This is a genomic window from Brotonthovivens ammoniilytica, assembly GCF_025566885.1.
Taxonomy (GTDB): Bacteria; Bacillota; Clostridia; order Lachnospirales; family Lachnospiraceae; genus Brotonthovivens; species Brotonthovivens ammoniilytica.
Genome location: NZ_JAOQJQ010000004.1, coordinates 166,022 through 188,379, shown reverse-complemented (window position 1 = coordinate 188,379; position 22,358 = coordinate 166,022). Strand labels below are relative to the sequence as shown.

Here is a 22,358-nt window from a genome sequence, read left to right as displayed (position 1 = left end):
TGGCTGTGAGATTTCTGAAAAAAGTAATCTCACAGCCGTTTTTAACGAAATCCGCCTTCTAACTGAAAATTATCAGACTAAATTACAGCCAGGTGACGGTTTCTGTCAGGTCTTTTCGCTGATTGTGTGTAGCAGTTGGAAGGGTTCCCTCTGCCGCGTATCCAAGATCCAGCAGCATCAGTACTTCCTCATTTTCAGGCAGTCCAAGTACTTTTGCCATTTCTTCCGGGTCAAAGAAATTAATCCAGCAGCTGTCCACGCCTTCATTGGCGGCTGCCAGAAGCATATGAGTTGCTGCAATGGTGGCGTCTTCCACACCGGAGTCCCGTTTGCCGCCTGGATATGTAAATACATTACTGGTGTCAAATGCCACTACTAGGCAGGTGGCTGCACCATAGCGGCAGGGAGTAACCTGGTCCAGCTTTTTTAATGTTTCTTCTGACTGTACTACATAGATGTGCTGTTCCTGAAAGTTTTTGGCAGTAGGCGCTAGACGGCTGGCCTGTAAAATCGCATCAAGCTGCGCGGCGTCTACTTTTCTTCCGTCAAATTTTTTGCAGGAATAACGATTTTTAATAACTTCCCTAAATTCCATTGCTTTGTTCCTCCTTTTTCTGATTAAAACTTGTCTATTCTTCCTCCGGGTAAACGATACCCCAGTCTTTTCTGAGCTTTGTCATAATGTCCATGACATCTGTTGTGTAGTCCAGATGCATAAGGTTTTCACCGCCGGATACGGCAGTTTCCATATCCTGGATTTCATAAATCAATGAGTCTTCGCTATTGCCAAGATCAATAATTTCCTGATGACCGTCTTCTGTGTAAGTGATAACCGCCTGGCAGGCCCTGGGATAATTATAGATTTCAAGATATCCCTTATCAAAAGCGGCCATGCCGCGCTTAGGCTGTTTTGCATGAAGGGTCATGGAGACAGAAGCCATTTCTCCGGCGGGATTTGTCAGCAGGATACCGGCCTGCTCATCTACGCCGGTGGGGGCCAGTTTTACCTGGGATGTAATCTGATCTGGTGCGGCGGATAAAAACCAGCGGATAAAGGATAATGCGTATACACCAATATCAAGCAGTGCGCCTCCGGCCAGTTCTCTGCAGAAAAAGCGGTTGGTCATATCGTATACTTTATAACTTCCAAAATTCATCTGAATAAAACGCAGGGAGCCCAGTGTCTGTTCCTGGAGCAGCTGGTGAAGTTTTTTGTAGAGGGGCAGATGATAGAGTGTCATTGCCTCGGCCAGGATTACATTTCGTTCTTGTGAGAGCATAACAGCTTCCTTTAATTCTGATGAATTTAAGGTGATTGCCTTTTCGCACAAAACATGTCTGCCGGCGTTTAATGCTTTTATCAAAAAGGGGTAATGCAGGTTATGGGGCGTGGCTATGTAGATAATATCTATAGAGGTATCTTCTATCAGTTCCCGGACATTTTTGTATACATGGGGAATCTGATATTCCTTCGCAAATGCTTCGGCTTTTTCAAACGTCCGATTCCAGACGCCATAAAAGCTTCTGCCCAGTTTATTCATGGATTCTGCCATTTCTTTTGCAATGACGCCACAGCCGATGACGGCCCAGCGGTATTCCTTCATATGGGGTTCCTCCTTAAATTAGAGTTTCATTTTTAATAAGCATTTCCTGAATTACCTGCTGCGTAATGCTGCCAAGTTTTTTTCGTTCTTCCTTTGGAAGCTCTTTTGGGTAAATAGGCTGGCCATATTCAATGATAATATGGCATGGGGTAACTTTAGGCGGATGATCTGCAATAACAGCCGCTGAATTGCTGATTGCCATGGGGATGACGGGGCATCCGGTCTTTTCTGCAATTTTAAAGCTGCCTTCCTTAAAGGGAAGAAGTTCCGTTTCTTTTCCCTTATTCCGGGTGCCTTCCGGGAAGATACAGATAGATACACCCTGTTTCACATATTCAGCGCCTTTGAGAATGGTTTTCAGACTCTGCTTCATATCGTCTCTGTTCATAAACAGGCAGTAAAGCCGTTTCATCCAGATATTAAGAAGAGGTACTTTTTCCAGAGTATCTTTGGCAATGTATCCGGTAAGGTCCGGACAGAGGGAGTAGGACAGAATAATATCAAAATAGCTTCTGTGATTTCCTATATATAATACCGGCTGGTCCTTTGGAAGATTTTCCTGACCCAGGACAGTCAGCTTGATGCCGCAGATTTTTGCAATGACCCGGAAGGCCCACTGCACCAACCGAAGACTGCTGATATCCATAGCATGTTTGTTGATTTTTCCGATGATCCATTCAATAAACAGAACGGGGATCCCGATAATGAGATAAACTACAGCGAATAATACGCCGAAAATGGTTCTTATCATAGGTAGAAACCTCTCTTTCAATTTTGCATCATCTTATTATAACGATTGAAATGTAGAAATACAATAATAAAATGGAATGCAGGCGAATAGACTATAAGGAAAGAATTGCGTGGTATGGAACATGTATCGAAAAATTATAGTATTGATTGTAAGTCTGTTACTGTTGAGCACAATGATTACAGCCTGCGGTATGGAAAAAAAGGACAGTAAAAAAATCAGAGATTTAGATTATACCGTGCTGGAGCCAGAGGAAGTGCCGGACCCGTTAATGGAGGAGATCGAGGAGAAAAAGGAAGGTGATTTTAAAGTATCGTATACATATGAAGGATATCTGTACATCGCAAGAGGATTTGGAATGCAGGAAACCGGAGGATACAGCATACAAATGAGGGAGTTATATCTTTCATCCAATGCGGTATATTTTGGTGCGGATCTTGTGGGACCGAAAAAAGATGAAAAAACAAAAGAGGCAGTCAGCTATCCGTATATTGTAATTAAAACAGAGGCGGTAGATGAAAATGTGGTATTTGAGTAAAGATAAGGTGAGAGGCAGGAGGAATTATGGAATTAAATACATTTTCATTACATAGGGAAATTATAAAAGGAAGGGCCAGAACCCAGGTTACCTTTGATGAAGATTATAATCTTCCGGATTATAAACCGGACTTTTCAGCGCTGATTATGAGCCAGGGGCGGATCAGAATTGAGGAGACCAAGGTAACCAAAGGACATGTATCCATAAAGGGGAACCTGAAGTTCGAGATTTTATACCGGGCAGAGCAGGTGGAGCTGGGAGTCAGCAGTCTTGAGGGAGTGGTTTCTTTTCAGGAGACACTGGCGGTGGATGAAGCCCAGGAATTTGATTCTGCTCAGGTTTCCTGTGAGCTTGAGGATCTGAGTATTAATGTAACAAATTCCAGAAAGCTGGGGGTACGGGCGCTGCTGGATTTATCGGCTGTAGTATCGGAATTTGCAACAGAAGAATTTCCGGAGGAAATGGAGGGAGGCCAGAACATGGAGGTCTTAAACCGGTCTGTAAACTGTCTCCACTTAAAGGCGGAAGGAAAAGATCAGTGCCGGATCCATGAAGAGATAGATCTTCCTGCAAATAAACCCAATATAAATGAAATTCTCTGGAAACAGGTACAGATTCAGGGAATACAGGCCAGACCGGCAAACGGAAAGATTCAGGTTCAGGGAGAGGTTTCGGTGTCTATGCTGTATATTGGGGAGCCGGAGGCAAGGCTTGAGTGGCATGAGACCTCTATACCGGTATCCTTAAGCCTTGAAGTTCCGGAATCAGATCAGGATTATATCTGTTATGTAAAAGCTGATGTGCAGGAATGGAATGTACAGAGCCAGGAAGATTTAGAAGGGGAACCCAGAGTAATTTCCCTGGATGGGATTCTGAAAGTAGAGTATCGTTTATATGAAGAGCAGAAAAGGCAGATGCTTGGGGATCTCTATGCTTTGGATAAAACTCTGATTCCTCAGAGGGAAGCCGTAACAGTAGAACATCTGCTGATGAAAAATGAGTCCAGGTGCAAGGTGAATGATACCCTGACTTTGGAACAGGGACAAAAAGAGATTCTTCAGATCTGCAGCTGTTTTGGGAATGTGCAGCTGGATCATACGGAAATTCAGGAAGACGGAATTTTAGCGGAAGGGGCCGTACATGTCCAGATTCTTTATTTTACAAAAGAAGACCAGGCGCCTCTTGACGCGGTAGAAGGAATGCTTCCTTTCAGTTATAAAATCGAAGTCCCTCAGATTACACCAGACTGCAGGTTTGAACTGAATACCGGAATAGAGCTTCTTTCTGTTATGATGAAAAGCGGCAGTATGATGGAAATTCAGTCAGTAGCAGACTTTAATGTCATTGTATTTAAACCGGAAGAAATTGAAAGGATTAAAACAGTGGAAGAGACGCCGGCAGATATGGAAGAAATACAGCGGATGCCGGGTATGACAGGACTTCGGATAAAATCCGGGGATACACTCTGGAAAATTGCAAAAGAGAACCATACAACGATTGCAGAAATTAAAAGGACCAATCAGCTTCCGGATGAACCGCTTCCGGAAGGGACAACGATTCTGCTTTTAAAACAGGTAAGATAATAGCTGGCATAATAAACGTCTTCCGGGAGTTTTGACATTCCGGAGACGTTTATTTGCTGTGGGGCCATAAGGCATTGCAGGAGTGTTAAAGCATGGAGCGACCGGCTTTTTTGTTTGGAAATTTTTCATTGGCACACTTGCCTGCTTTACCGGAATTTTCACTAAAGTTTCAGGCAGGTTTCATAAAATACTGGAGTTTCATCATACATATATTACAGAAATATTACAAATCTTAATTGTTTATTGCTGGAAAATGTCTTTTTAGGTTGAAAAAGTACAATGAGAGTGATATAATTGCAAAAGATAAAGGAGGCTGCAATGAAAAGAAAAGTATTAACCCTTGTTTTGGCATTATCAATGATTGTCGGCAGTTGTCAGATTGTAGGAGCTGCTCCGTCATCAGATGCAAAAAGCGGATTAAATTCAGCAAATGCACAGATCAGCAGCATTGAAAGTAAGCAGAGCGCATTACAAAAAGAGATTGATTCTCTGGATTCTGAGCTTGTTAATCTGTTAGTTGATATAGATGTTATTAATGATGAAATTACAGAAAAGAAAGCAGAACTTCAGAAAGCCCAGGCTGATTTGAAGGTGGCACAGGAAGAAGAAGAAAAACAGTATGAGGCCATGAAGAAACGTATTAAATTTATGTACGAAAATGGCGATAACTCCATCCTGACTGCTCTGTTATCATCCAACAGTATTACAGATGTTATTAATAAAGTAAGCTATTTTAATGATATTTATGAATATGACAGAAATCTGCTGACAGAGTATCAGTCAACAAAGGCAGAAGTAGAAAGCCTTGTAAAACAGGTAAAAGAAGATGAGTCTCAGCTAGAAGAGAATAAAGAATCTCTAAAAGAACAGCAGAACTCTCTGAATAAGACAATTTCCAGCAAAAAAACACAGCTGTCAGATTTTGACAGCCAGTTAAGCCAGGCAAAACAGCTGGCGGCTGAGTATAAAGCTACAATTGATGAGCAGAACGCGGTGCTTTCCCAGCAGTCTAACAGCGGGACAAAAACAAGCGCGGGGGCTTCAAATATTTCATCCGGAAATAAAGGATCTTCCTCAAGCTCTTCAAAGAAAGATAACGGAAGTTCTTCTTCTAGTTCTTCATCCAGTTCTTCAACATCCGGTTCCAAATCCGGGCAGGCAGTTGTAAATTATGCCAGCCAGTTTGTTGGTAATCCATATGTATGGGGAGGAACAAGTTTGACAAACGGCGCTGACTGTTCAGGATTTGTTATGAGTGTTTACAAACATTTCGGTGTTTCCTTACCGCATTCATCCAGTGCATTAAGAGGCGTGGGAAGAGGCGTATCCGTAACAGATATGCAGCCGGGAGATATTATCTGCTACAGCGGCCATGTTGCCATCTATGCCGGCAATAATACTGTCGTACATGCATCTAATAAAAAGGATGGTATTAAATATACTTCACCAGCCAACTATAAGAGAATTTTAGCAGTTAGAAGAATTTTCTAGTTTGTCTTCTAATTGAATAAGTGATAAATAAAAGCGTTTGAAGGGAAATGATTTTATCATTCCGCCTTCAAACGCTTTTATTATAAGATTCTTTGTCAGGAGCTGAGGTGAAATAGTTTTTTATAACAGCTCCCCTACTACCTGATTGATTACTTTTCCGTCTGCTTTTCCCTTTAATTCTCCCATGACGGCTTTCATGATCTGGCCTTTGTTTTTGGAAGCAAGAACATCTGCAAATTTTTCTGTAATAATTGCCTTTACTTCTTCGGCAGATAACAGTCTGGGTGCGTATTCGGAAATAACCTGGAAGCGGTTTTCATATTCTGCTTTTAATTCCGTCCGGTCTGCCGGGCAGGAATCAACCTGTTCCTTTACGCTTTTTAATTCCTTTAAAATAACACAGTCAACAAGTTCCGGCTGAATATTATCTCTGCATCCTTCGTCGATGGCTGTTTTCTTCACAGCGGAAATCAGAGAAGAAATGGCGTCCTTGCGGGCCTTGTCCCTTGCTTTCATAGCAGAGATCATATCTTTTTGTAATGTCTGCATATCCATAATGAATCCTCCTTTTAAATGTGTATTCGGTGAATAAGTTTGTTGATATAGTATTGTTTAATATTCTGGTAATGAAGCCGAAGGGCTTCTTCTGCTAATGGCACATTCCGGTCTTCAATTGCCTTTAAAATTGACATGTGTTCCTGGTAGGAACGCTCAGCCAGGGCCAGGTCATCTAGAATGGTGGCAATAAAACGCATATGCTGACAGTTCATCTGGGCATAAATATTCTGAAGTCTTGTATTAGACGAGTAGTCTACGATCAGTTCGTGGAACTTCTGATCCCAGCGTGTACACTGATAAATATCTTCTTCTTTTAAAGATTTATGCATTTTGTCAAGGACAAGGTGCAGAGATTCCAGCGTAACATCGGTACATTTGCTGATGCAGGATTTTACAGCGTATACCTGCAGAATTTCAATCAGATCATATACTTCTAAGATATCTTCAGTTGTAAATTCAGGTACCACAACTCCCTTGCCTGGGATAAATGCCAGCAGGCCTTCATGGGTCAGCTGCTGCAGAGCATTGCGGATGGGAGAGCGGCTCATATTGTAAATATCGCAGAGTTTCCGTTCTACCATAACGGTTCCCTCTTTATAAGTATTATTCAAAATATCTTCTTTTATCTGCTGATAGGCCAGGGTTTGTTTGCTTTCTGACGGTTCTTTCAGCTGTGTATATTTCTCGGATGTATTCACAGTGTTCCCCCCTTTTTGGTATGAAATATTAGAAAAATTATAGCAAAAGTAAATTCGAAAGTAAAGGTTCATACTGCTGTGGAAATTTGCTCTGCAGGCATACAAAACATCCTTGCAAGGAGAGCGGCGAAGTGTTATGATTTTATTAGTAAATGTTGTACGCGGAAAGGAAGGGACTGTATTATGCTGAGGAAATGCTTAAAAACACTGGTGGTACTGGCGGTTATCGGAATTGTTGTATATAAGGCTTATGAGTATTTTACAAAGGACGACAAATATGAAGAGCTGGAGGATGACTTTGAAGATGCCGATGATGCGGCAGAGGAGTCACTGGCAGATAAAATCAAGTCAGCTGCAAAAAAAGTCGTTGCCAAATAACATGCTAATAAATATAAATGGTATACAGTAGTCAGCGTGAGACCAGCAGGTTTTGCGCTGATTTTGTGTATCGGAATTTTCCTTAAATACAAAAGTATAAAAGGGGAGCTTTTTTGTTCATATTATATATCTGAATCAGGAGGAGTCTGAATATGTATCATTTGCAGCATGTGGATGCTGTCCACTGTACAGAGAGCAGTAAGAAAATAAAAGTGCTCTCGGATTTGACCCTTGATATCTGTCAGGGAGACCGGATCACTATTGTGGGCCCTCTGGGCAGCGGAAAAAGCACTTTATTACACCTTCTTGCAGGACTGCACCCTGCGGAGAATGGCGTTCTTTTATACAAAGGGGAAGTGTTAAAAAAGACACCGGAAGATGTGGCAGTAGTTTTGCAGGACCATGGACTGCTGGAATGGAAAACTGTGTACAGAAATGCTGTTTTGGGTCTGGAATTAAATGGGAATCTGACCCCGGATACGGAACGGCTGGCTATAGAGGTTCTCACACAGTTAAATCTGCTTGTGTTTAAGGACTGTTATCCCAGGGAATTGACTGTCGGCCAGCGTCAGCTGGCTGCGCTGGCCAGGGCGCTGGTGATGCATCCAAAAACACTTCTTCTGGATGAGCCTTTGTCTGAATTGGATATCAGTCTTCAGGAAAGCGCGGAAAATCTGCTGCTGGAATTTTTAAAGCAGAGAGATTTTACAATGGTTTGTATTACCCATAGTATAGAGGAGGCAGTATTTTTGGGACAGAAAATATGGCTGATGGAATATCCTGGGATTGTAGGTGAAATTGTGGAGAATCCACATCCGGAGAACAGCGGATTTCGGGAAAGTCATCAGTTCTTTGAAATGTGCAGGAGGCTGAAACAAAAAGTGATCAGCAGAGAGGGGAGCGGAGAACAGAAGGAGCGGATATGGAAGTAAAGCCGATAAGAAAAGTAATAGGACCACTGATTTTTTTGTTTGCCGTGTGGCAGATTTTAAGTATTCTGCTAAAAAAAGAGTGTTTTCCGGGCCCGCTGCAGAGTTTTCTTGGATTGATTTCGGGGATTGCTCATGAGGGACTTTTACAGGATACCGGGCTTAGTGCTGTGCGTCTGGCCGCCGGGCTGGCTGTTGGCAGCTTTCTGGGAATACCATCAGGGCTGCTGTTAGGGCGCAGAAGACAGGTAGAAGGATTTTTGGGGCCGTTACTGTACGTGCTTTATCCGGTGCCAAAGATTATTCTGCTTCCGGTATTGGTTGTAGTCTGTGGTGTTGGCAGCCTGCCGGCCATGGTTCTCATTGCTGTGGCTATATACTTTCAGGTTACTGCCGCAGTGCGCAAAAGTGCGGTGCAGATACCGGCGAACAGTGTTCTTATGATGCGCTCCCTTGGGGCAACAAAGGTGCAGATGTGCAGACATCTGTATCTGCCCAGCTGTCTGCCGGCATTTTTTTCCTCGCTGCAGGTCTGCTTTGGGGGTGTGGTTACCATCTTGTTTTTTGCAGAAAGCTTCGCGTCAAAAGGTGGTCTTGGCAGCTTTATCTTTCATTTTATGAGAGCTCAGGATTACCGGATGATGTACGGAGGAATCTTGATGCTGGGAATTTTGGGCTTTGTCTGTTATGTAATGCTGATAATTTTGTACGGAAGTTTTTGTGGAAACTATCGGGCAGATTAATTGACTTTTTTGAGGAATGTGCTATCATGTACAAGGACATTAACGCTTTAACACATTAAACCTGTGAAAAATACAGGACTCAGATAAAGGATTTAATTACAACCTGGAGGCAGAATATGATATCAAAACGATTAAGAGCATCTCTGGATTCTTCTATTTGTATCAGAGATATCTTTGAAGAAGGTAAAAAACTGGCGGCTGTTTACGGCCCGGAAAATATTTATAATTTCAGCATAGGCAATCCAAGTGTGGAACCACCGGCAATTGTAAATGAAGCAATGAAAGAAATTCTGGATACAGAACCGGCTCTGGCTCTCCATGGCTACCCTGCCAATGTAGGACATCCGGAGGTACGCCAGCATATTGCAGACTATCTAAATGAAAAATACGGATGCACTTATACCTGTGACGGGATTGTTATGACCAGCGGAGCTGCTTCGGCGCTGGCGATGCTGTCAAATACGATTCTGGATAAAGAGGATGAAGTAATTACATTTGCCCCATATTTCTGGGAATATAAAAGTTATGTGGAGACCTTTTACGGAAAACTTGTGCCAGCTCTCTGCAATATGGAGACGCTGCAGCCGGACCCGGAGACTTTCAGAGCTGCATTTTCTGAACGGACCAGATTCGTACTGATTAATACACCTAACAATCCTACCGGAGCAGTATATACGCCGGAATCATTGAAGATGGTAGCTTCTATTTTGGAAGAAAAAGAAAAAGAATACGGACATCCCATTTATCTTGTGTCGGATGAACCGTACCGCAAGCTGGCATATGGCATAGAGGTGCCGTATCTGACAGATTACTATAAAAATACAATTGTTGTATACTCTTACAGTAAGGCGCTGTCCATTCCGGGAGAACGAATCGGTTATATTGCCATGGAGCCAGAGGTAGAAGACTTTGAGGATCTGATTGCGGGATTGACAGCTTCCATGCGTTATCTTGGATATGTGAATGCACCTTCCCTTCAGCAGAAAATGCTGATGAAGTGTGTGGACGCATCGGTGGATATCAGCATTTATGAAGAGACCAGAGACATTTTATATCAGGGACTTACTGAAATGGGATATACATGCATTCATCCTGACGGTGCATTTTATTTGTTTGTAAAGGCCCTGGAAGAAGACGATGCCCATTTTTGTGAGATGGCTAAAAAAGAGAAAATTCTTATGGCGCCGGGAACTGCATTTTACGGACCAGGGTGGGTGAGAATTTCATACTGTGTGCCGGCGAAGGTAGCAAAAGAAAGTCTGCCGGGGTTTCAGAAGCTGATGGAGATGTATCAAAAGTAAAGGTAATCAGATTTTTGATTTTAGAGCGTAAAGATAGGGATGATATGGAAGTATCATTCCTTTTTTACTCTATAAGAAATACCGTGTTGTGATAAAGCTGAAAAGTACCGATTCCTATAGAGCAAAAAACGCTCCGTTGTGGATCGCACTGCGGCGGAGTGGAATCATGTTGTTTATGCAGCCCGCCGCAGGCGGAGAATCCTGCCGTGGCAGGATTCTTTTTATAGCTCTTTTCATATAATTATGGTAAGATAAAAATCTGATAAGAAAACAGGAGGAATGACAGTATGTGCGGGATTGTAGGATATATTGGAGAGAAGCAGGCGGCTCCTATTCTGCTGGACGGACTTTCCAAACTGGAGTACCGGGGATATGATTCAGCGGGAATTGCGGTGAATAATCAGGGAGAGATCCAGATCAGAAAGTCCACCGGAAGGTTAAAAGTGCTCAGTGAACTGACCCATGACGGAGCTGAGATGCCGGGAACTATGGGGATTGGCCATACCCGGTGGGCTACTCACGGGGCGCCTACAGATTTGAATGCCCATCCTCATCAGAACACGGATGGATCCATTGTAGTTGTTCATAACGGAATTATTGAAAATTATATTAAATTAAAACAGAAACTGCTCACAAAGGGCTATCAGTTCGCCTCGGATACGGATACAGAAGTAGTTGCCCATCTGCTGGATTATTACTACAGCGGCGATCCTATGGAAGCGATTACAAAAGTAATGGACCGGGTGGATGGTTCCTATGCGCTGGGAATTATGTTTCGGGATTTTCCGGAACGTTTTTTTGCCATGCGAAAAGACAGCCCGCTGATTGTGGGAAAAGGAAAGGACGGAAATCTTATTGCGTCGGATGTACCTGCTATTCTGAAATATACAAGAGATGTATTTTATATTCAGAACGAAGAAATTGCGGTGCTCAAAAAAGACAAAATAACTTTTTTCAACATAGATCAGGAAGAAATTGAAAAAGAGATGCATACGGTGGAATGGGATGTAAATGCTGCGGAAAAGGGCGGCTATGAGCATTTTATGTTAAAAGAAATGTATGAACAGCCCAAAGCTGTGAGAGATACGTTAGAACCGCGTCTTTCCAACGGAAAAGTTGTGATTGAAGAGCTGGGCATGACAGACGAAGAAATCCGCAGCATTAACAATATTCATATTGTAGCGTGCGGTTCTGCAAGCTATACAGGAATGTGTGCGAAATATATTTTTGAAGAGATGGCCCGGATACCGGCTTTTGTGGATGTGGCAAGTGAGTTTCGCTACAGAAATCCGATTCTGCGCAAAGGAGATCTGGTAATTATTATCAGTCAGTCCGGAGAGACGGCAGATTCACTGGCTGCCCTTCGGGAAGCAAAGGAAAAAGGCGCCATGACGCTTGCTATTGTAAATGTAGTGGGAAGCTCCATTGCCCGGGAAGCGGATAAGGTTATTTATACCTGGGCGGGACCGGAAATCGCGGTAGCTACTACAAAGGCATTCAGCACCCAGCTGATGGCAGAGTATCTTCTGGCAATTAAATTTGCTGAAGTCCGGGGAACTGTGTCAGAAGAAGAGGTTGATGATATGATTCAGGACTTAAAACGGCTTCCGGATCAGATTCAAATGCTGCTTGCCAATCGAAATCATATTCAGAAATTCGCCAATCGGTATATTGCGGCCAGAGATGTCTTTTTCATAGGAAGAGGACTGGATTATGCGCTTTCTATGGAGGGGGCATTGAAGCTGAAAGAAATCTCATACATTCATGCGGAGGCCTACGCAGCCGGAGAACTAAAACACGGGACAATTTCTCTTGTTGAGGACGGAACCCTTGTGGTGGCGGTACTCACTCAGGAGGCGCTGTTTAAAAAGACTATCAGCAATATTCAGGAAGTAAAGTCCAGAGGGGCGTTTGCTATGGCCGTGACGGTGGAAGGAAATACTGAGATTGAAAAGACGGCGGATTATGTCATTTATATTCCTGAGACAAATAAGTATTTTACAAGTTCTCTGGCGTTAATTCCCCTGCAGCTGTTTGCATATTATGTGGCGGTTGCCAGAGGATGCGATGTGGATAAGCCGAAAAATCTTGCAAAATCAGTGACTGTTGAATAGATGGATATTACAATTTATTATACTATGTGGGACGGGAAGAACGGTTCTCATAAGCTTCTGACGACCGCTGCAGGGCAGTGGCTTTCTTCCTGCGGCCGGTCTGTGCCGGAGGAGTTTCAGATTATTGCCAAAGGACCTTATGTGAAACCTTACATCGGCAATATAAGAGAGCTGGAATTTTCCATTTCCCACAGTGGAACTTTATGGATGTGCGCATTCGCCCAAAAAGCGGTGGGTCTGGATGTTCAGAAAACCCAGAACTGCAGGAAAGACCGGGTATCCGGACGTTTTTTTCACCCGAAAGAGGATGCCTGGCTTGCGGCAAAGGATTATGAACCGTTTTTTCAGGTCTGGGCAGCCAAGGAAAGTTATCTGAAATATACCGGTGCCGGATTGACCCAGGGAATGGATTCGTTTTCTGTTATATCAGAAGAAGGATTGTCGGAAAGTACGAAAGAAGTGCAGCAGAGGCATTTCCTTTTGGATGGTGAAACGCTGCTTTCAGGACAGAAGCTGCTTTGCGGGCCGCTGGCAGTCTGCATTACCGCAGAAGAGATTGGAGAAGTAAACTGGGTTTTACTGACTGAAACTGAATAAAATAAAAACCGAAATCCGTATGTTAAGACTGCTGTTAAAGGTCAGAGCCGGGAACTCAAGATCAGAAGAAGCAGTATTGGGATTTCGGTTTTTTATTTATGTGGCCATATGCGTCCGGGGGACGATGAAAAGTATCGGGCTTAGCACATTCCCTTCTTTAGGAGAGGGAAAGCTTTTTGGCTGCGTTTACGGCAATCTCATGGACGGCCTGCAAAGAAGCGCTGTCCAGCATATGGTTTTGTGGAAGGGACATAATATGGTGATAAGTTTCTTCTGCCCGGTCAAGCATGGATTTTTCCTCTTCGTGACCGTCTCTTACAAAGCCTTTGTAAAAAAGCGGCGGGCGGTGCATTTCCTGGAAATGGTCCAGTGTGTGTTCACTCATAAGATATCCGTCATCATCATCACCTTGAAGAAGCTCTTCAAAATCCAGTGTTTCGTCGTTGACGGCCAGTCCCTGCCGCAGGCGTCTGGCAATAGAAAAGATTTCATTATCAATAATCAGCTGAAGGGGGCTGATAGTTTTTGCAGTCTCAAGCTGGCCCGCGCCTCCTAGGACACTGGCGTCGGACATGGCCATCATATGAATCAGGGAAGTGCGTTCAATCATATTCTGTGGATCCAGCAGCATACTGTCGGTTCCGGTTCCGTAGGAATGGCATGGAATATGATACCCCTGTTCAAATGCCTGCATACAGATCAGCCGCCCCAGTGTGATTTCTGTATTGGACTGCAGAGTGTAAGTGGTCTGCATATCCATGGAAAACAGCAGTGGAGTGGCGATTACCGGCAGACCGGGGCATAAAAGCTGCAGCATAACAATCTGGGCTAAAACATCTGCGCAGGCGGCCAGAGCAGTTCCCTGGGCTGTCACTGGTGTATTGGCTCCGGCAGCCGGCAGGGCGCAGGGCTGTACCGGAATACCGGCTTTTGCGCACTGATAAATAATTTCTGCATCCATATATTTAAATTTCAGAATAGGAACACTGCAGGAAATAAAGCTGACAAAGGGCTTTTGACGAAGGTTATCAGCTCCTTTGGCGGCGGCTGCACACATATCAATTAAATATTTTGTGTTGGCGGCTTCATAGGGCTGTATCCAAATATGTTTTTCAGATATCTGAAGGGCCTGCTCTAACGTATAAATATCAATGGCCTGGCCGGGGATACCAGGATCACAGGTGGAAGGGAGAGCTGCAAAATCCACCTGTTCCATGTGGTTTACCAGATGGAACCATTCCGCAGTATCATTCAGGGTGATATAGTGTTTTTTACCGGAAACCGGCAGATAATTGGGAGCGCCTGTGCAGGTTCTTGTATAAAAGCTTTTCCGGGGATGCGGGTATACCATATCGTATTTTCCGGAAGGCGAGTATAAAGTAAAGTGCTGGGGGATACTTGAGAGTGCTTTTTGAATTACTGCTTTTGGAAAATATACATGGTTTTCTTTTACTGTGCAGCCAAAAGCGGCAAGCTCTGTCTTCAACGGCTCATGATCAAGGGTGATACCCCTTTGTTCTAATAGTGTTTCTATACGGTTTTTAAATAAGTCCAGTTCAGGCTGGGTTAAAACATCAAATTTTATTCTGCCCTTCATATAAAAATCCTCCTGGGGAATACTTGTAATAGATATACAGGTGACAAGACACCTGATGCTTAATCAATTATATCAGACAAGCTTGAGATTGCAAGGCTTGCTGCAAAAAAATGAGCATGCTATACTTGAACAGGAGGCAGGATTGAAATATGTAGTGCCATTCTGAGGGAAGACATATGTCTTTCCCCAGAATGCTGCTGATTTTGTTTCAATTCAGATGAAAACCATTTGAGACTCTCATGAAAGATTTTTTGAGAACTTCTTTTTAGATAGTCCGGTACATGGCTTTGTCGTATTCCGGATTGAAATAGTAGAAGTTTTTGGCATCCAGAGTGTCTTTGGTTTTTTCCAGGGCTTCTCCAAAACGCTGGAAATGAACAATTTCCCGAGCCCGCAGGAATTTCAGCGGTTCGCGCACTTCCGGATCTGGAATGGCCCGAAGAAGATTTTCGTATACGGTACGCGCTTTCTGTTCTGCTGCAAGGTCTTCGGTTAAGTCTGTGACAGCGTCACCTTTTGACTGAAATTCAATAGCGGAAAATGGAAGCCCTGCGGCAGCCTGAGGCCAGAGCGCAGTAGTATGATCAATATAGTAAGCGTCGAAGCCGCTTTCTTTGATTTCTTTCATTGGAAGATCCTTTGTCAGCTGGTAGACCATTGCACATATGATTTCCATATGAGCAAGTTCTTCGGTACCAATATCTGTCAGAAGACCGCCCACAGATTTCACCGGCATAGTATAACGCTGGGCCAGATACCGCATAGATGCGCTTAATTCACCGTCCGGACCACCATACTGGCTGATAATCAGTTTTGCGGTTTTTGGACATGTTTTTGTAATTTTAACGGGGAACTGCAGTCGTTTTTCATAAACCCACATTATTCACACACTCCTTCCCATGGCGCCGGGCCGTCAGCCCAGGCAAATGTTTTGTTGGATTCTTCAGCCTGCGGTACACAGTTTTTCGTCAGTGTAAAGTGCGACTTTGAAAATTCAGTTACAAGCTGTTCCTTCTTTTTCAGATACTCATTCATTAAGGAAAGGGCTTCTTTATCATCCGGATGAGTATCCAGATACAATGTCAGATCATCCAAAAAGAAACCTGTTTCCATAATGTCCTTTAATGGACCGGTGCAGGAGGCGCCAGCTTCCATTTTATCTGTTTCCGTTATAAAAAACGGAAGGTTTAATTCTGGGAAAATTGTTCCTGAATGCAGCGCTTCCTTTTCGGAATAAATATTTGTAAAATCTGCCTTTTGGACAGGTACATAAGCAATCCCAAGAGATTGTGCGTTACAGTCACTCATAATGAAATCTCCTTTCTACATTAAGTGGTACACTTTAGTATCTGCATGAAAGGTGAATTCATGGGTGGAAAGTTTATGAATAAATTGAAGTGTGAAAATATGGTAAAATAAAAAATGAAAGCAGCTTACCTTATTTGAAAGGTACAAAAAAGGTGCTGCTTTCAGAAAAATACTTAAAAAATTTAAAATTTTAATTTCAGGATTATAGATTTTAATCTTTGTTAAACAGCTTGTCAGTGCGCCCTTCATAAGGCGCTTCAATCAGCAGTGGTTTCAAAAATGGAGCTACTTTTTTGACCCCGTCCATACGGCTCATGGTCACATCTTCATGCTCATAGCTGAGGGGACCATTATAACCTACCATTGAGAGTTCCGTAATTACGCTTTTCCAGTCCACCTGGCCCCAGCCGGGAATACGAAAGCGGTACGTGTGGTCTAAAGCCCGCATATCGCCGTGCATAAGGGTTCCGCCTTTTGCGAGATTATGCTTTGCAAGCTCGGCGTCCTTTGCATGGACATGGTAAATTCTGTCTTTTAAAGTATCAATCAGGGTAGCGGGATCTATCATAAGATACATAGTGTTTGCCGGATCAAAATTATAACCAAGAGCCGGATGGTAATTTACTAGTTCCAGCGCCCGGAGGGCAGTGTGGATATCGTATACAAAACTGTTTGGATGAATTTCAATGGCAAAGCGCACGCCGTATTCCTGAAATTTATCCAGAATTGGTGTAAAGCGTTCTACAAACTGCTCCTCATATTCGCTCCAGCCTTCTCCATATGGAAAGAAAAAAAAGCGTCCCCAGTTCTCAACCCCCGGATAACCTACTACAGTAGGAACTTCCAGCGCATTTGCTGCCTGGGCGGTGCGGATCAGGCTTTCTGTTCCGTGTTTAATCTTCTCTTCCGGAGTTCCTTTGTATATGAAATCAGTATCCTTACCGGTTGGCCCCATAATTAAAAAGGAATCTGAGTGGTTGCTTAGGGCGTCAATGGTCATTCCGTATCCGGCGGCCATTTTTTTTAGTTCTGCCGCCCGGTTTCCCTTTAAGATATCAGCTGTTTCCAGCTGGCCGTTTCCTTCATATGCGGGAATTTCTAATGATTCATAACCAAAGGGGGCAATCAGTTTTATAACTTCTTGAAGAGGTTTTTCTGTAAAATTTGCGGTAAAAAATCCTAGTTTCATAAAATAGCTCCTTTCAAAATAACCGAATATGACCGAATGAGTCTGTATTTAAGCATATAATAACATTATATACATAAAAAAGCAAGAAAAGCTAAAAAACAGTCAGAAAAGGAAAAACCAAAAGTCTAAAATACTGACAGTTTGTATTGAGTTGTGTTAAGATATATACAAAATAGTTTGTGAGGTGAAGCAGAAGATGGTAACAATGAAGGATGTAGCTAAACTGGCAGGGGTATCCCATGGGACGGTTTCTAATGTTGTGAACGGAGTAAAAAATGTCAGTGTTGATAAAATAAAAAAAGTGGAAGAGGCAATGGCTGCTTTAGGATATAAGCCAAATTCAGCAGCCCGCAATTTGAAAATGGAATATACCAACCAGATTGATCTGGTGGTGCCAAATATGTCTTCTGCTGAGTTTCCGGAACTTTATGAAGCTGTAAGAAATGAAGCTGAGAAAAGTAATTATACACTGAACCTAAAAGTTTCAGATGGAATTGCGGATAAAGAGTGTAAAATACTAAATGAATCTATTATGAATAATGTGGACGGTGTAATTCTTGTTTCCTGTCAGCCTTCAAACCTTGCGTTTTTTTCTGATATTATAAAAAAAGGACTGAAAATCGTGTTTTGCATTGCAGATCTTTCCGGCAGCGACTGTAATTTTATCGGCTTTGATATCTCAGATACAATGGAAAATCTGATTGGATATTACAGAGAACAGGGAAAACGGATTGCTCTTGTTACGGAGGACGCCCAAAGCTCATATCACGATCAGTTGATTAATACATATTGCAAGGGAATGCTTCAGGACAGTCAGACTGATCATCAGAAATATATGGAGATTATTCAGGTGAGCACGGAATATGAGGCAAAAGGAGCTGCAAGGTTATTTCAGCTGTCGCCCCGGCCGGATGCAGTGATCGTATCCAACGAAGCTGTCGCCAGAGAGATTCACCGCTTTCAGTATATTCTGGAAGGGGAGGATGGGCATAATATGAAGGTAATTATTTTTAATCAGGGAAAGAAAACGCCTTTTTTTGAAGACGAGATTATTCCTCTGCCTTTTAAGTCGGTGGGACGGCATGCCTTTGAAACGATAGTAAAGGTGATAGAGCAGGAGACCGGCTATGGGAACTACAGGATGCTGGTGCGGCCTATGCCCGGAGAAGTAAGGGAATCATCATTTAGGAAGACTTTGGAAAGCAGGAAGCTGAGGGTCCTTTTAAATGAAAGTCCCAGCAGTGATGCGGTGAGGGCTCTTCTCCCTAATTTTACAAGAAGGACCGGCATAGAGGTAGAAATTGTAACAAAAAAAATTTCAGGGATGTTTCATACGATTATGGAGGATCAAAAAAAACAGGAATTTGATATTTACAGCATTGATGTGCCGTGGATGGATGAGCTTGCGCGCCAGAATGTGATTTCATGCCTGGATGATTTTGTGCAGCACAACAGCAGGTGTACGGAAAAATATTCAGAACGTGTGCTGGATGCCTTTTCAAGAGTGAATGGTCATATATACGGCGTACCTTATGTTTTTTCTGTGCAGCTTTTGTTTTACCGGAAAGATCTCTTTGATAAAATTAAAAACCAGAGATTGTACTATGAGTGGTATAAGGAGGAGCTGAGAGTTCCAAGGACCTGGGAGGAGTTTAATAAAGTTGCACGTCTGTTTACAAGAAAGTACAATCCGGATTCCGAGACAAAGTATGGAATTACTCTTGGCGGAAGCGCCTATTCAGGTGCGGTCTGCGAGTATCTTCCCCGGCTGTGGAGTATGGGCGGGGCCATATTTGAGGACGGTAAAATCATAAAAAATGAAGAGGCTGCAAGGCGGGCTCTGGAAAATTATATGGAAGGATTTTTGTACGCCAATGAGAAGTCCGTGGACTGGTGGTGGGATGAGCAGGTAAATGAATTTATCAGGGGCAAGGCCGCTATGATGATGATGTTCTCTGAACATGCCAGCGCTCTTGCTGAGAAAAAGCACTCCAAAATTGCGGGAAAATATCAGGTTGCGGTTCTGCCGGGAAAAACCAGTGTCCAGGGAGGCTGGTCTTTGGCGGTGCGAAACACCAGCAAGAGCAGAGCAGAGGCTTATGAGTTTTTGAAGTGGATCAGTAACGGAGGGCTTCTGGAAGAAAATGCCGTTTTAGGACGGGTAAGTCCGGATTTTGATGAGGAGTCCAGGGAAATTCTGGAGGGTGTATACCGATGGTTCGGCACAGCTGTAGAAGGGTTTGATACTGTGAAAGCCAGATGTATCCCTGAAAATATTCAAAGATATCATTTGTCTGAGATTAAGGTGGAAACCCTGATTGGGAACCGGGTTCACAATGCTGTGATCGGACAGGAGGATGCTGAGATGGCAATTCAAAATCTGAGAATAGATCTAAAAAACGATATTTTGAACGATACAAAATAGAAAAAACAGATAATAAAGAGCAATATCGGTCATTTTTGGCCCCTGTTGCTCTTTTTTTATTTCTCAAAAATTTGTAGATCAAAATATCCTCTAAAATGCTGAAATCTATAAATGATGATAAAGAAAAAATAAAAATATAAAATGATAAATATAAGACTTATAAAATTAAAAAAATGTGATATAAAAGAAAAAACAAAATAGTAAATAATAAAAGTGTGACAATATTGCAGAAGTGATGGAAATTTGCTGAGTAACATGCGGATTTTGTCTGTGTGTTATGTAAATTAAACAAAAGAAAGTAAAAAAATCACACATTAAATATTGACACGTACCAATAAATGTAATACTATAATTGTGAAAAGGGTATAGAGAATCTTTGGATGGATGAAAAAAGTTGTCTAATGTTGACAAGAATAAGCCGGACGAAGAACAGGAGCAGGTAGTAAAGTATAAGCGAAAGGAGTTTATTCATGAAGCTTGGGTTTTTTACAGCAAACTATGCGCACCTTTCCATTGAGGAGGTGGCACAGATTGCAAGTTCAGGAGGCTATGAAATGCTGGAAATTCCGGCATATGTTGACAATGGCCAGCTGGACTGTGAGGAGCTGCTGAAGGGAGATCATGCAGTTAAGCTCAGAAAAATGATTAAGAGCTATGGACTTGGAATTTCCGCATTGTCTAATCATGCAGATTCGTTGTTAATTCTGGGGCCTCATACAGAAGATACCGATGGAATTTTTAAAGGGACACCGGAGGAAAAGATAAAATATGGAACGGAAAGTCTTTTAAAAACTGCCCAGGCGGCAAATGCACTGGAAGTTCCCGTTGTTAATGGTTTTACAGGCGTTACAAACTGGGGCAGGTATTTTCCGTTTCCAAGTGCAAATGGCTGGAGTGATATGGAAAAACTGTTTGTAGAGAGATTCCTTCCAATTCTGGATAAGTTCAAAGAATATGGGGTTAAATTTGCAATGGAACCTCATCCAAACAACATTATATATGATTTGAATACGGCAAAACGAGCCCTTGAGTTATTGGATTATCATCCTAACTTTGGTTTCAATCTGGATCCGGCCAATATTATGGCTACCGGTGGAATGCTGGTGGAGAACTTTATAGATGAGCTGGGAGATAGGATTTTCCATGTACATGCTAAAGATGCGGAAGTAGTAAGGCATAATATTCAGCGGGGAGGTATCCTGATGCAGGGAGACTGGCAGCGTCTGGATAAAGCATTCCGTTTCAGAATCCCCGGCTGGGGTGATGTTGAATGGAAGAAAGTTATTACGGAGCTGTCAATGGTTGGTTATGACTATGTATTAAGCTATGAGCATGAGGATGTAACCATGAGTGTCGGAGATGGGGTGGAAAAGGTTGCGGCTTATTTAAAACCGTTAATTATTAAAGCGCCATATGAAGGAAGACGGGATAAGATTTTTAATCAGCCATGCGATTAGGAGGAACAGATATGCCGGAAATGATGAAAGCGCAGATTGTAAAAGCTCCGTATCAAATGGAGTATATGGAAGTGCCGGTGCCGGAGATTAATGATGACGAAGTATTAATTAAAGTTAAAGTATGCGGCATCTGCGGTTCCGATACAAGCATTTATACAGGAAAATATGCAAAAGATAAACTGCCGTTGATTACAGGGCATGAGTTCTGGGGTGTTGTAGAGAAGGCCGGAAAAAATGCCAGAGGAGTAAAGCCGGGAGACCGTGTGGCAGTAGATATCTGTCTCACCTGCGGAACCTGCTATTTCTGCAGGCATGGAGATGGTCTCTTATGCGAATCATTCACACAGCTTGGAACACATACCAATGGAGGCTTCGCGGAATACGTAAAAGCGCCCTGGAAAAACTGCTATCAGCTGCCGGATGATATGGATGATTTTACAGCAGCCTTTGTAGAACCGTTGACGGCAGTGGTACATGCAGCGCAGAGAATGAATGCGCCTATTGCTTCTAGTGTGGCGGTAATTGGATGCGGACTGGGTCTTCTCCATGCGCAGGCAGCCAAAGCAAGAGGCTGCGCACCTGTTATTGTAATTGGTACAGATGCAGATGAGAAGCGTTTTGAAATTGCTAAGGAGATGGGCGCAGATTTTGTGATTAATGCAAGTCAGACGGATCCTGTAGAGGAGATTATGAAAATCACAGAAGGTGTGGGCGTCGATAATGTAATAGAAGCTGTGGGAAATCCAAGAACCTATGAACAGGCATTTAAAATGCTTCGAAGAGGCGGGAAACTGGAGGCTTTTGGAATCTGTGCAGAAGATGCATCAGCAAATCTTGAACCATATGAATTTGTTCTGGGAGAAAAGAAAGTCAGCGGTTCCTGCGCAGGTATCGGGAATAACTGGGCTGAGGCAATTACGCTGCTGCGTTACGGAGTTATAAAACCACAGAAAATGTTTTCTATGGCAGTTCCTTTAGCTGAACTTCAGCAGGCGTTAGAAGAACTGAAGACAAATAAAGATCTGATAAAGGTATTTGTTTGTCCGGAATTAACAGAGCGTAAGTATTTTTAAATACGTATTAATAAAAAGGAGGAAGTA

Annotated in this window: 21 protein-coding genes; 12 read left to right on the top strand and 9 right to left on the bottom strand. The window is 42.8% G+C overall.

Annotated features, from left to right (window positions below; all coding sequences use genetic code 11):
* Positions 1 to 82: 82 nt before the first annotated feature.
* From OCV88_RS10790 to OCV88_RS10780, 3 genes are read right to left on the bottom strand one after another with little or no spacing between them, the layout of a single operon-like run.
* A complete protein-coding gene (locus tag OCV88_RS10790; protein WP_158425520.1) occupies positions 83 to 595 on the bottom strand; it encodes a nitroreductase family protein in 513 nt (170 codons plus the stop codon).
* A 34-nt stretch (positions 596 to 629) separates the two neighbouring features.
* Positions 630 to 1,604: a Gfo/Idh/MocA family protein gene (locus OCV88_RS10785; protein ID WP_158425519.1), complete on the bottom strand. Its 975-nt coding sequence runs from the start codon at positions 1,602 to 1,604 to the stop codon at positions 630 to 632.
* 13 nt (positions 1,605 to 1,617) lie between these two features.
* Positions 1,618 to 2,355 (bottom strand): lysophospholipid acyltransferase family protein, encoded by a 738-nt coding sequence (locus tag OCV88_RS10780; RefSeq protein WP_158425518.1) that lies wholly within the window; start codon positions 2,353 to 2,355, stop codon positions 1,618 to 1,620.
* A 109-nt stretch (positions 2,356 to 2,464) separates the two neighbouring features.
* Here OCV88_RS10780 and OCV88_RS10775 point away from each other — a divergent pair, with 109 nt between their 5' ends.
* From OCV88_RS10775 to OCV88_RS10765, 3 genes are all read left to right on the top strand, one after another.
* Positions 2,465 to 2,890, top strand: coding sequence for a protease complex subunit PrcB family protein (locus OCV88_RS10775; RefSeq protein ID WP_158425517.1), 426 nt, complete (start codon positions 2,465 to 2,467; stop codon positions 2,888 to 2,890).
* Between the two features lie 26 nt (positions 2,891 to 2,916).
* Positions 2,917 to 4,473: a DUF3794 and LysM peptidoglycan-binding domain-containing protein gene (locus OCV88_RS10770; protein WP_158425516.1), complete on the top strand. Its 1,557-nt coding sequence runs from the start codon at positions 2,917 to 2,919 to the stop codon at positions 4,471 to 4,473.
* A 318-nt stretch (positions 4,474 to 4,791) separates the two neighbouring features.
* Positions 4,792 to 5,964: a C40 family peptidase gene (locus tag OCV88_RS10765; RefSeq protein ID WP_158425515.1), complete on the top strand. Its 1,173-nt coding sequence runs from the start codon at positions 4,792 to 4,794 to the stop codon at positions 5,962 to 5,964.
* Positions 5,965 to 6,084: 120 nt separating this feature from the next.
* Here OCV88_RS10765 and OCV88_RS10760 read toward each other — a convergent pair whose 3' ends face one another.
* Together OCV88_RS10760 and OCV88_RS10755 are read right to left on the bottom strand one after the other, a co-directional pair.
* A complete protein-coding gene (locus tag OCV88_RS10760) occupies positions 6,085 to 6,519 on the bottom strand; it encodes a GatB/YqeY domain-containing protein (protein ID WP_158425514.1) in 435 nt (144 codons plus the stop codon).
* 14 nt (positions 6,520 to 6,533) lie between these two features.
* On the bottom strand, positions 6,534 to 7,220 hold the full coding sequence (locus OCV88_RS10755; RefSeq protein WP_262591199.1) for a GntR family transcriptional regulator: 687 nt from the start codon (positions 7,218 to 7,220) through the stop codon (positions 6,534 to 6,536).
* Between the two features lie 183 nt (positions 7,221 to 7,403).
* Between OCV88_RS10755 and OCV88_RS10750 the strand changes: the two genes are divergently transcribed.
* The 6 genes from OCV88_RS10750 to OCV88_RS10725 all read left to right on the top strand — a co-directional run bounded on the left by OCV88_RS10750 (position 7,404) and on the right by OCV88_RS10725 (position 13,282).
* Complete coding sequence (locus OCV88_RS10750; RefSeq protein WP_158425512.1) at positions 7,404 to 7,598, top strand: hypothetical protein; 195 nt, start codon at positions 7,404 to 7,406, stop codon at positions 7,596 to 7,598.
* A 152-nt stretch (positions 7,599 to 7,750) separates the two neighbouring features.
* The gene (locus OCV88_RS10745; RefSeq protein ID WP_158425511.1) at positions 7,751 to 8,530 is read left to right on the top strand and encodes an ABC transporter ATP-binding protein; all 780 of its coding nucleotides are present in this window, start codon (positions 7,751 to 7,753) and stop codon (positions 8,528 to 8,530) included.
* On the top strand, positions 8,521 to 9,270 hold the full coding sequence (locus tag OCV88_RS10740) for an ABC transporter permease (RefSeq protein ID WP_158425510.1): 750 nt from the start codon (positions 8,521 to 8,523) through the stop codon (positions 9,268 to 9,270). The genes OCV88_RS10745 and OCV88_RS10740 overlap by 10 nt, the downstream gene beginning before the upstream one ends.
* Before the next feature lie 116 nt (positions 9,271 to 9,386).
* Positions 9,387 to 10,571 carry a pyridoxal phosphate-dependent aminotransferase gene (locus tag OCV88_RS10735; RefSeq protein WP_158425509.1) on the top strand — a complete coding sequence of 395 codons (1,185 nt, stop codon included), beginning with the start codon at positions 9,387 to 9,389 and terminating at the stop codon, positions 10,569 to 10,571.
* A gap of 287 nt (positions 10,572 to 10,858) precedes the next feature.
* The gene (glmS, locus tag OCV88_RS10730) at positions 10,859 to 12,685 is read left to right on the top strand and encodes a glutamine--fructose-6-phosphate transaminase (isomerizing) (RefSeq protein ID WP_158425508.1); all 1,827 of its coding nucleotides are present in this window, start codon (positions 10,859 to 10,861) and stop codon (positions 12,683 to 12,685) included.
* Positions 12,686 to 13,282: a 4'-phosphopantetheinyl transferase family protein gene (locus OCV88_RS10725; protein ID WP_158425507.1), complete on the top strand. Its 597-nt coding sequence runs from the start codon at positions 12,686 to 12,688 to the stop codon at positions 13,280 to 13,282.
* Positions 13,283 to 13,439: 157 nt separating this feature from the next.
* Here OCV88_RS10725 and OCV88_RS10720 read toward each other — a convergent pair whose 3' ends face one another.
* From OCV88_RS10720 to OCV88_RS10705, 4 genes are all read right to left on the bottom strand, one after another.
* Positions 13,440 to 14,879 (bottom strand): trimethylamine methyltransferase family protein, encoded by a 1,440-nt coding sequence (locus OCV88_RS10720; protein WP_158425506.1) that lies wholly within the window; start codon positions 14,877 to 14,879, stop codon positions 13,440 to 13,442.
* Between the two features lie 265 nt (positions 14,880 to 15,144).
* The gene (locus OCV88_RS10715) at positions 15,145 to 15,759 is read right to left on the bottom strand and encodes a manganese catalase family protein (protein ID WP_158425505.1); all 615 of its coding nucleotides are present in this window, start codon (positions 15,757 to 15,759) and stop codon (positions 15,145 to 15,147) included.
* The gene (locus tag OCV88_RS10710) at positions 15,759 to 16,187 is read right to left on the bottom strand and encodes a spore coat protein CotJB (protein WP_158425504.1); all 429 of its coding nucleotides are present in this window, start codon (positions 16,185 to 16,187) and stop codon (positions 15,759 to 15,761) included. Before OCV88_RS10710 ends, OCV88_RS10715 begins: the two co-directional genes overlap by 1 nt.
* A gap of 211 nt (positions 16,188 to 16,398) precedes the next feature.
* Complete coding sequence (locus OCV88_RS10705; protein WP_158425503.1) at positions 16,399 to 17,376, bottom strand: sugar phosphate isomerase/epimerase family protein; 978 nt, start codon at positions 17,374 to 17,376, stop codon at positions 16,399 to 16,401.
* Between the two features lie 196 nt (positions 17,377 to 17,572).
* Here OCV88_RS10705 and OCV88_RS10700 point away from each other — a divergent pair, with 196 nt between their 5' ends.
* The 3 genes from OCV88_RS10700 to OCV88_RS10690 all read left to right on the top strand — a co-directional run bounded on the left by OCV88_RS10700 (position 17,573) and on the right by OCV88_RS10690 (position 22,331).
* Positions 17,573 to 19,801: an extracellular solute-binding protein gene (locus OCV88_RS10700; protein ID WP_158425502.1), complete on the top strand. Its 2,229-nt coding sequence runs from the start codon at positions 17,573 to 17,575 to the stop codon at positions 19,799 to 19,801.
* 470 nt (positions 19,802 to 20,271) lie between these two features.
* Positions 20,272 to 21,258: a sugar phosphate isomerase/epimerase family protein gene (locus OCV88_RS10695; RefSeq protein WP_158425501.1), complete on the top strand. Its 987-nt coding sequence runs from the start codon at positions 20,272 to 20,274 to the stop codon at positions 21,256 to 21,258.
* Positions 21,259 to 21,269: 11 nt separating this feature from the next.
* Complete coding sequence (locus OCV88_RS10690; protein ID WP_158425500.1) at positions 21,270 to 22,331, top strand: zinc-dependent alcohol dehydrogenase; 1,062 nt, start codon at positions 21,270 to 21,272, stop codon at positions 22,329 to 22,331.
* Positions 22,332 to 22,358 lie beyond the last annotated feature (27 nt).

Bases quoted from the DNA above. Each gene is read 5' to 3' on its own strand.
- OCV88_RS10790 (WP_158425520.1), bottom strand. From the start codon at position 595: ATGGAATTTAGGGAAGTTATTAAAAATCGTTATTCCTGCAAAAAATTT.
- OCV88_RS10785 (WP_158425519.1), bottom strand. From the start codon at position 1,604: ATGAAGGAATACCGCTGGGCCGTCATCGGCTGTGGCGTCATTGCAAAA.
- OCV88_RS10780 (WP_158425518.1), bottom strand. From the start codon at position 2,355: ATGATAAGAACCATTTTCGGCGTATTATTCGCTGTAGTTTATCTCATT.
- OCV88_RS10770 (WP_158425516.1), top strand. From the start codon at position 2,917: ATGGAATTAAATACATTTTCATTACATAGGGAAATTATAAAAGGAAGG.
- OCV88_RS10765 (WP_158425515.1), top strand. From the start codon at position 4,792: ATGAAAAGAAAAGTATTAACCCTTGTTTTGGCATTATCAATGATTGTC.
- OCV88_RS10760 (WP_158425514.1), bottom strand. From the start codon at position 6,519: ATGGATATGCAGACATTACAAAAAGATATGATCTCTGCTATGAAAGCA.
- OCV88_RS10750 (WP_158425512.1), top strand. From the start codon at position 7,404: ATGCTGAGGAAATGCTTAAAAACACTGGTGGTACTGGCGGTTATCGGA.
- OCV88_RS10745 (WP_158425511.1), top strand. From the start codon at position 7,751: ATGTATCATTTGCAGCATGTGGATGCTGTCCACTGTACAGAGAGCAGT.
- OCV88_RS10740 (WP_158425510.1), top strand. From the start codon at position 8,521: ATGGAAGTAAAGCCGATAAGAAAAGTAATAGGACCACTGATTTTTTTG.
- OCV88_RS10735 (WP_158425509.1), top strand. From the start codon at position 9,387: ATGATATCAAAACGATTAAGAGCATCTCTGGATTCTTCTATTTGTATC.
- glmS (WP_158425508.1), top strand. From the start codon at position 10,859: ATGTGCGGGATTGTAGGATATATTGGAGAGAAGCAGGCGGCTCCTATT.
- OCV88_RS10725 (WP_158425507.1), top strand. From the start codon at position 12,686: ATGGATATTACAATTTATTATACTATGTGGGACGGGAAGAACGGTTCT.
- OCV88_RS10720 (WP_158425506.1), bottom strand. From the start codon at position 14,879: ATGAAGGGCAGAATAAAATTTGATGTTTTAACCCAGCCTGAACTGGAC.
- OCV88_RS10715 (WP_158425505.1), bottom strand. From the start codon at position 15,759: ATGTGGGTTTATGAAAAACGACTGCAGTTCCCCGTTAAAATTACAAAA.
- OCV88_RS10710 (WP_158425504.1), bottom strand. From the start codon at position 16,187: ATGAGTGACTGTAACGCACAATCTCTTGGGATTGCTTATGTACCTGTC.
- OCV88_RS10705 (WP_158425503.1), bottom strand. From the start codon at position 17,376: ATGAAACTAGGATTTTTTACCGCAAATTTTACAGAAAAACCTCTTCAA.
- OCV88_RS10700 (WP_158425502.1), top strand. From the start codon at position 17,573: ATGGTAACAATGAAGGATGTAGCTAAACTGGCAGGGGTATCCCATGGG.
- OCV88_RS10695 (WP_158425501.1), top strand. From the start codon at position 20,272: ATGAAGCTTGGGTTTTTTACAGCAAACTATGCGCACCTTTCCATTGAG.
- OCV88_RS10690 (WP_158425500.1), top strand. From the start codon at position 21,270: ATGCCGGAAATGATGAAAGCGCAGATTGTAAAAGCTCCGTATCAAATG.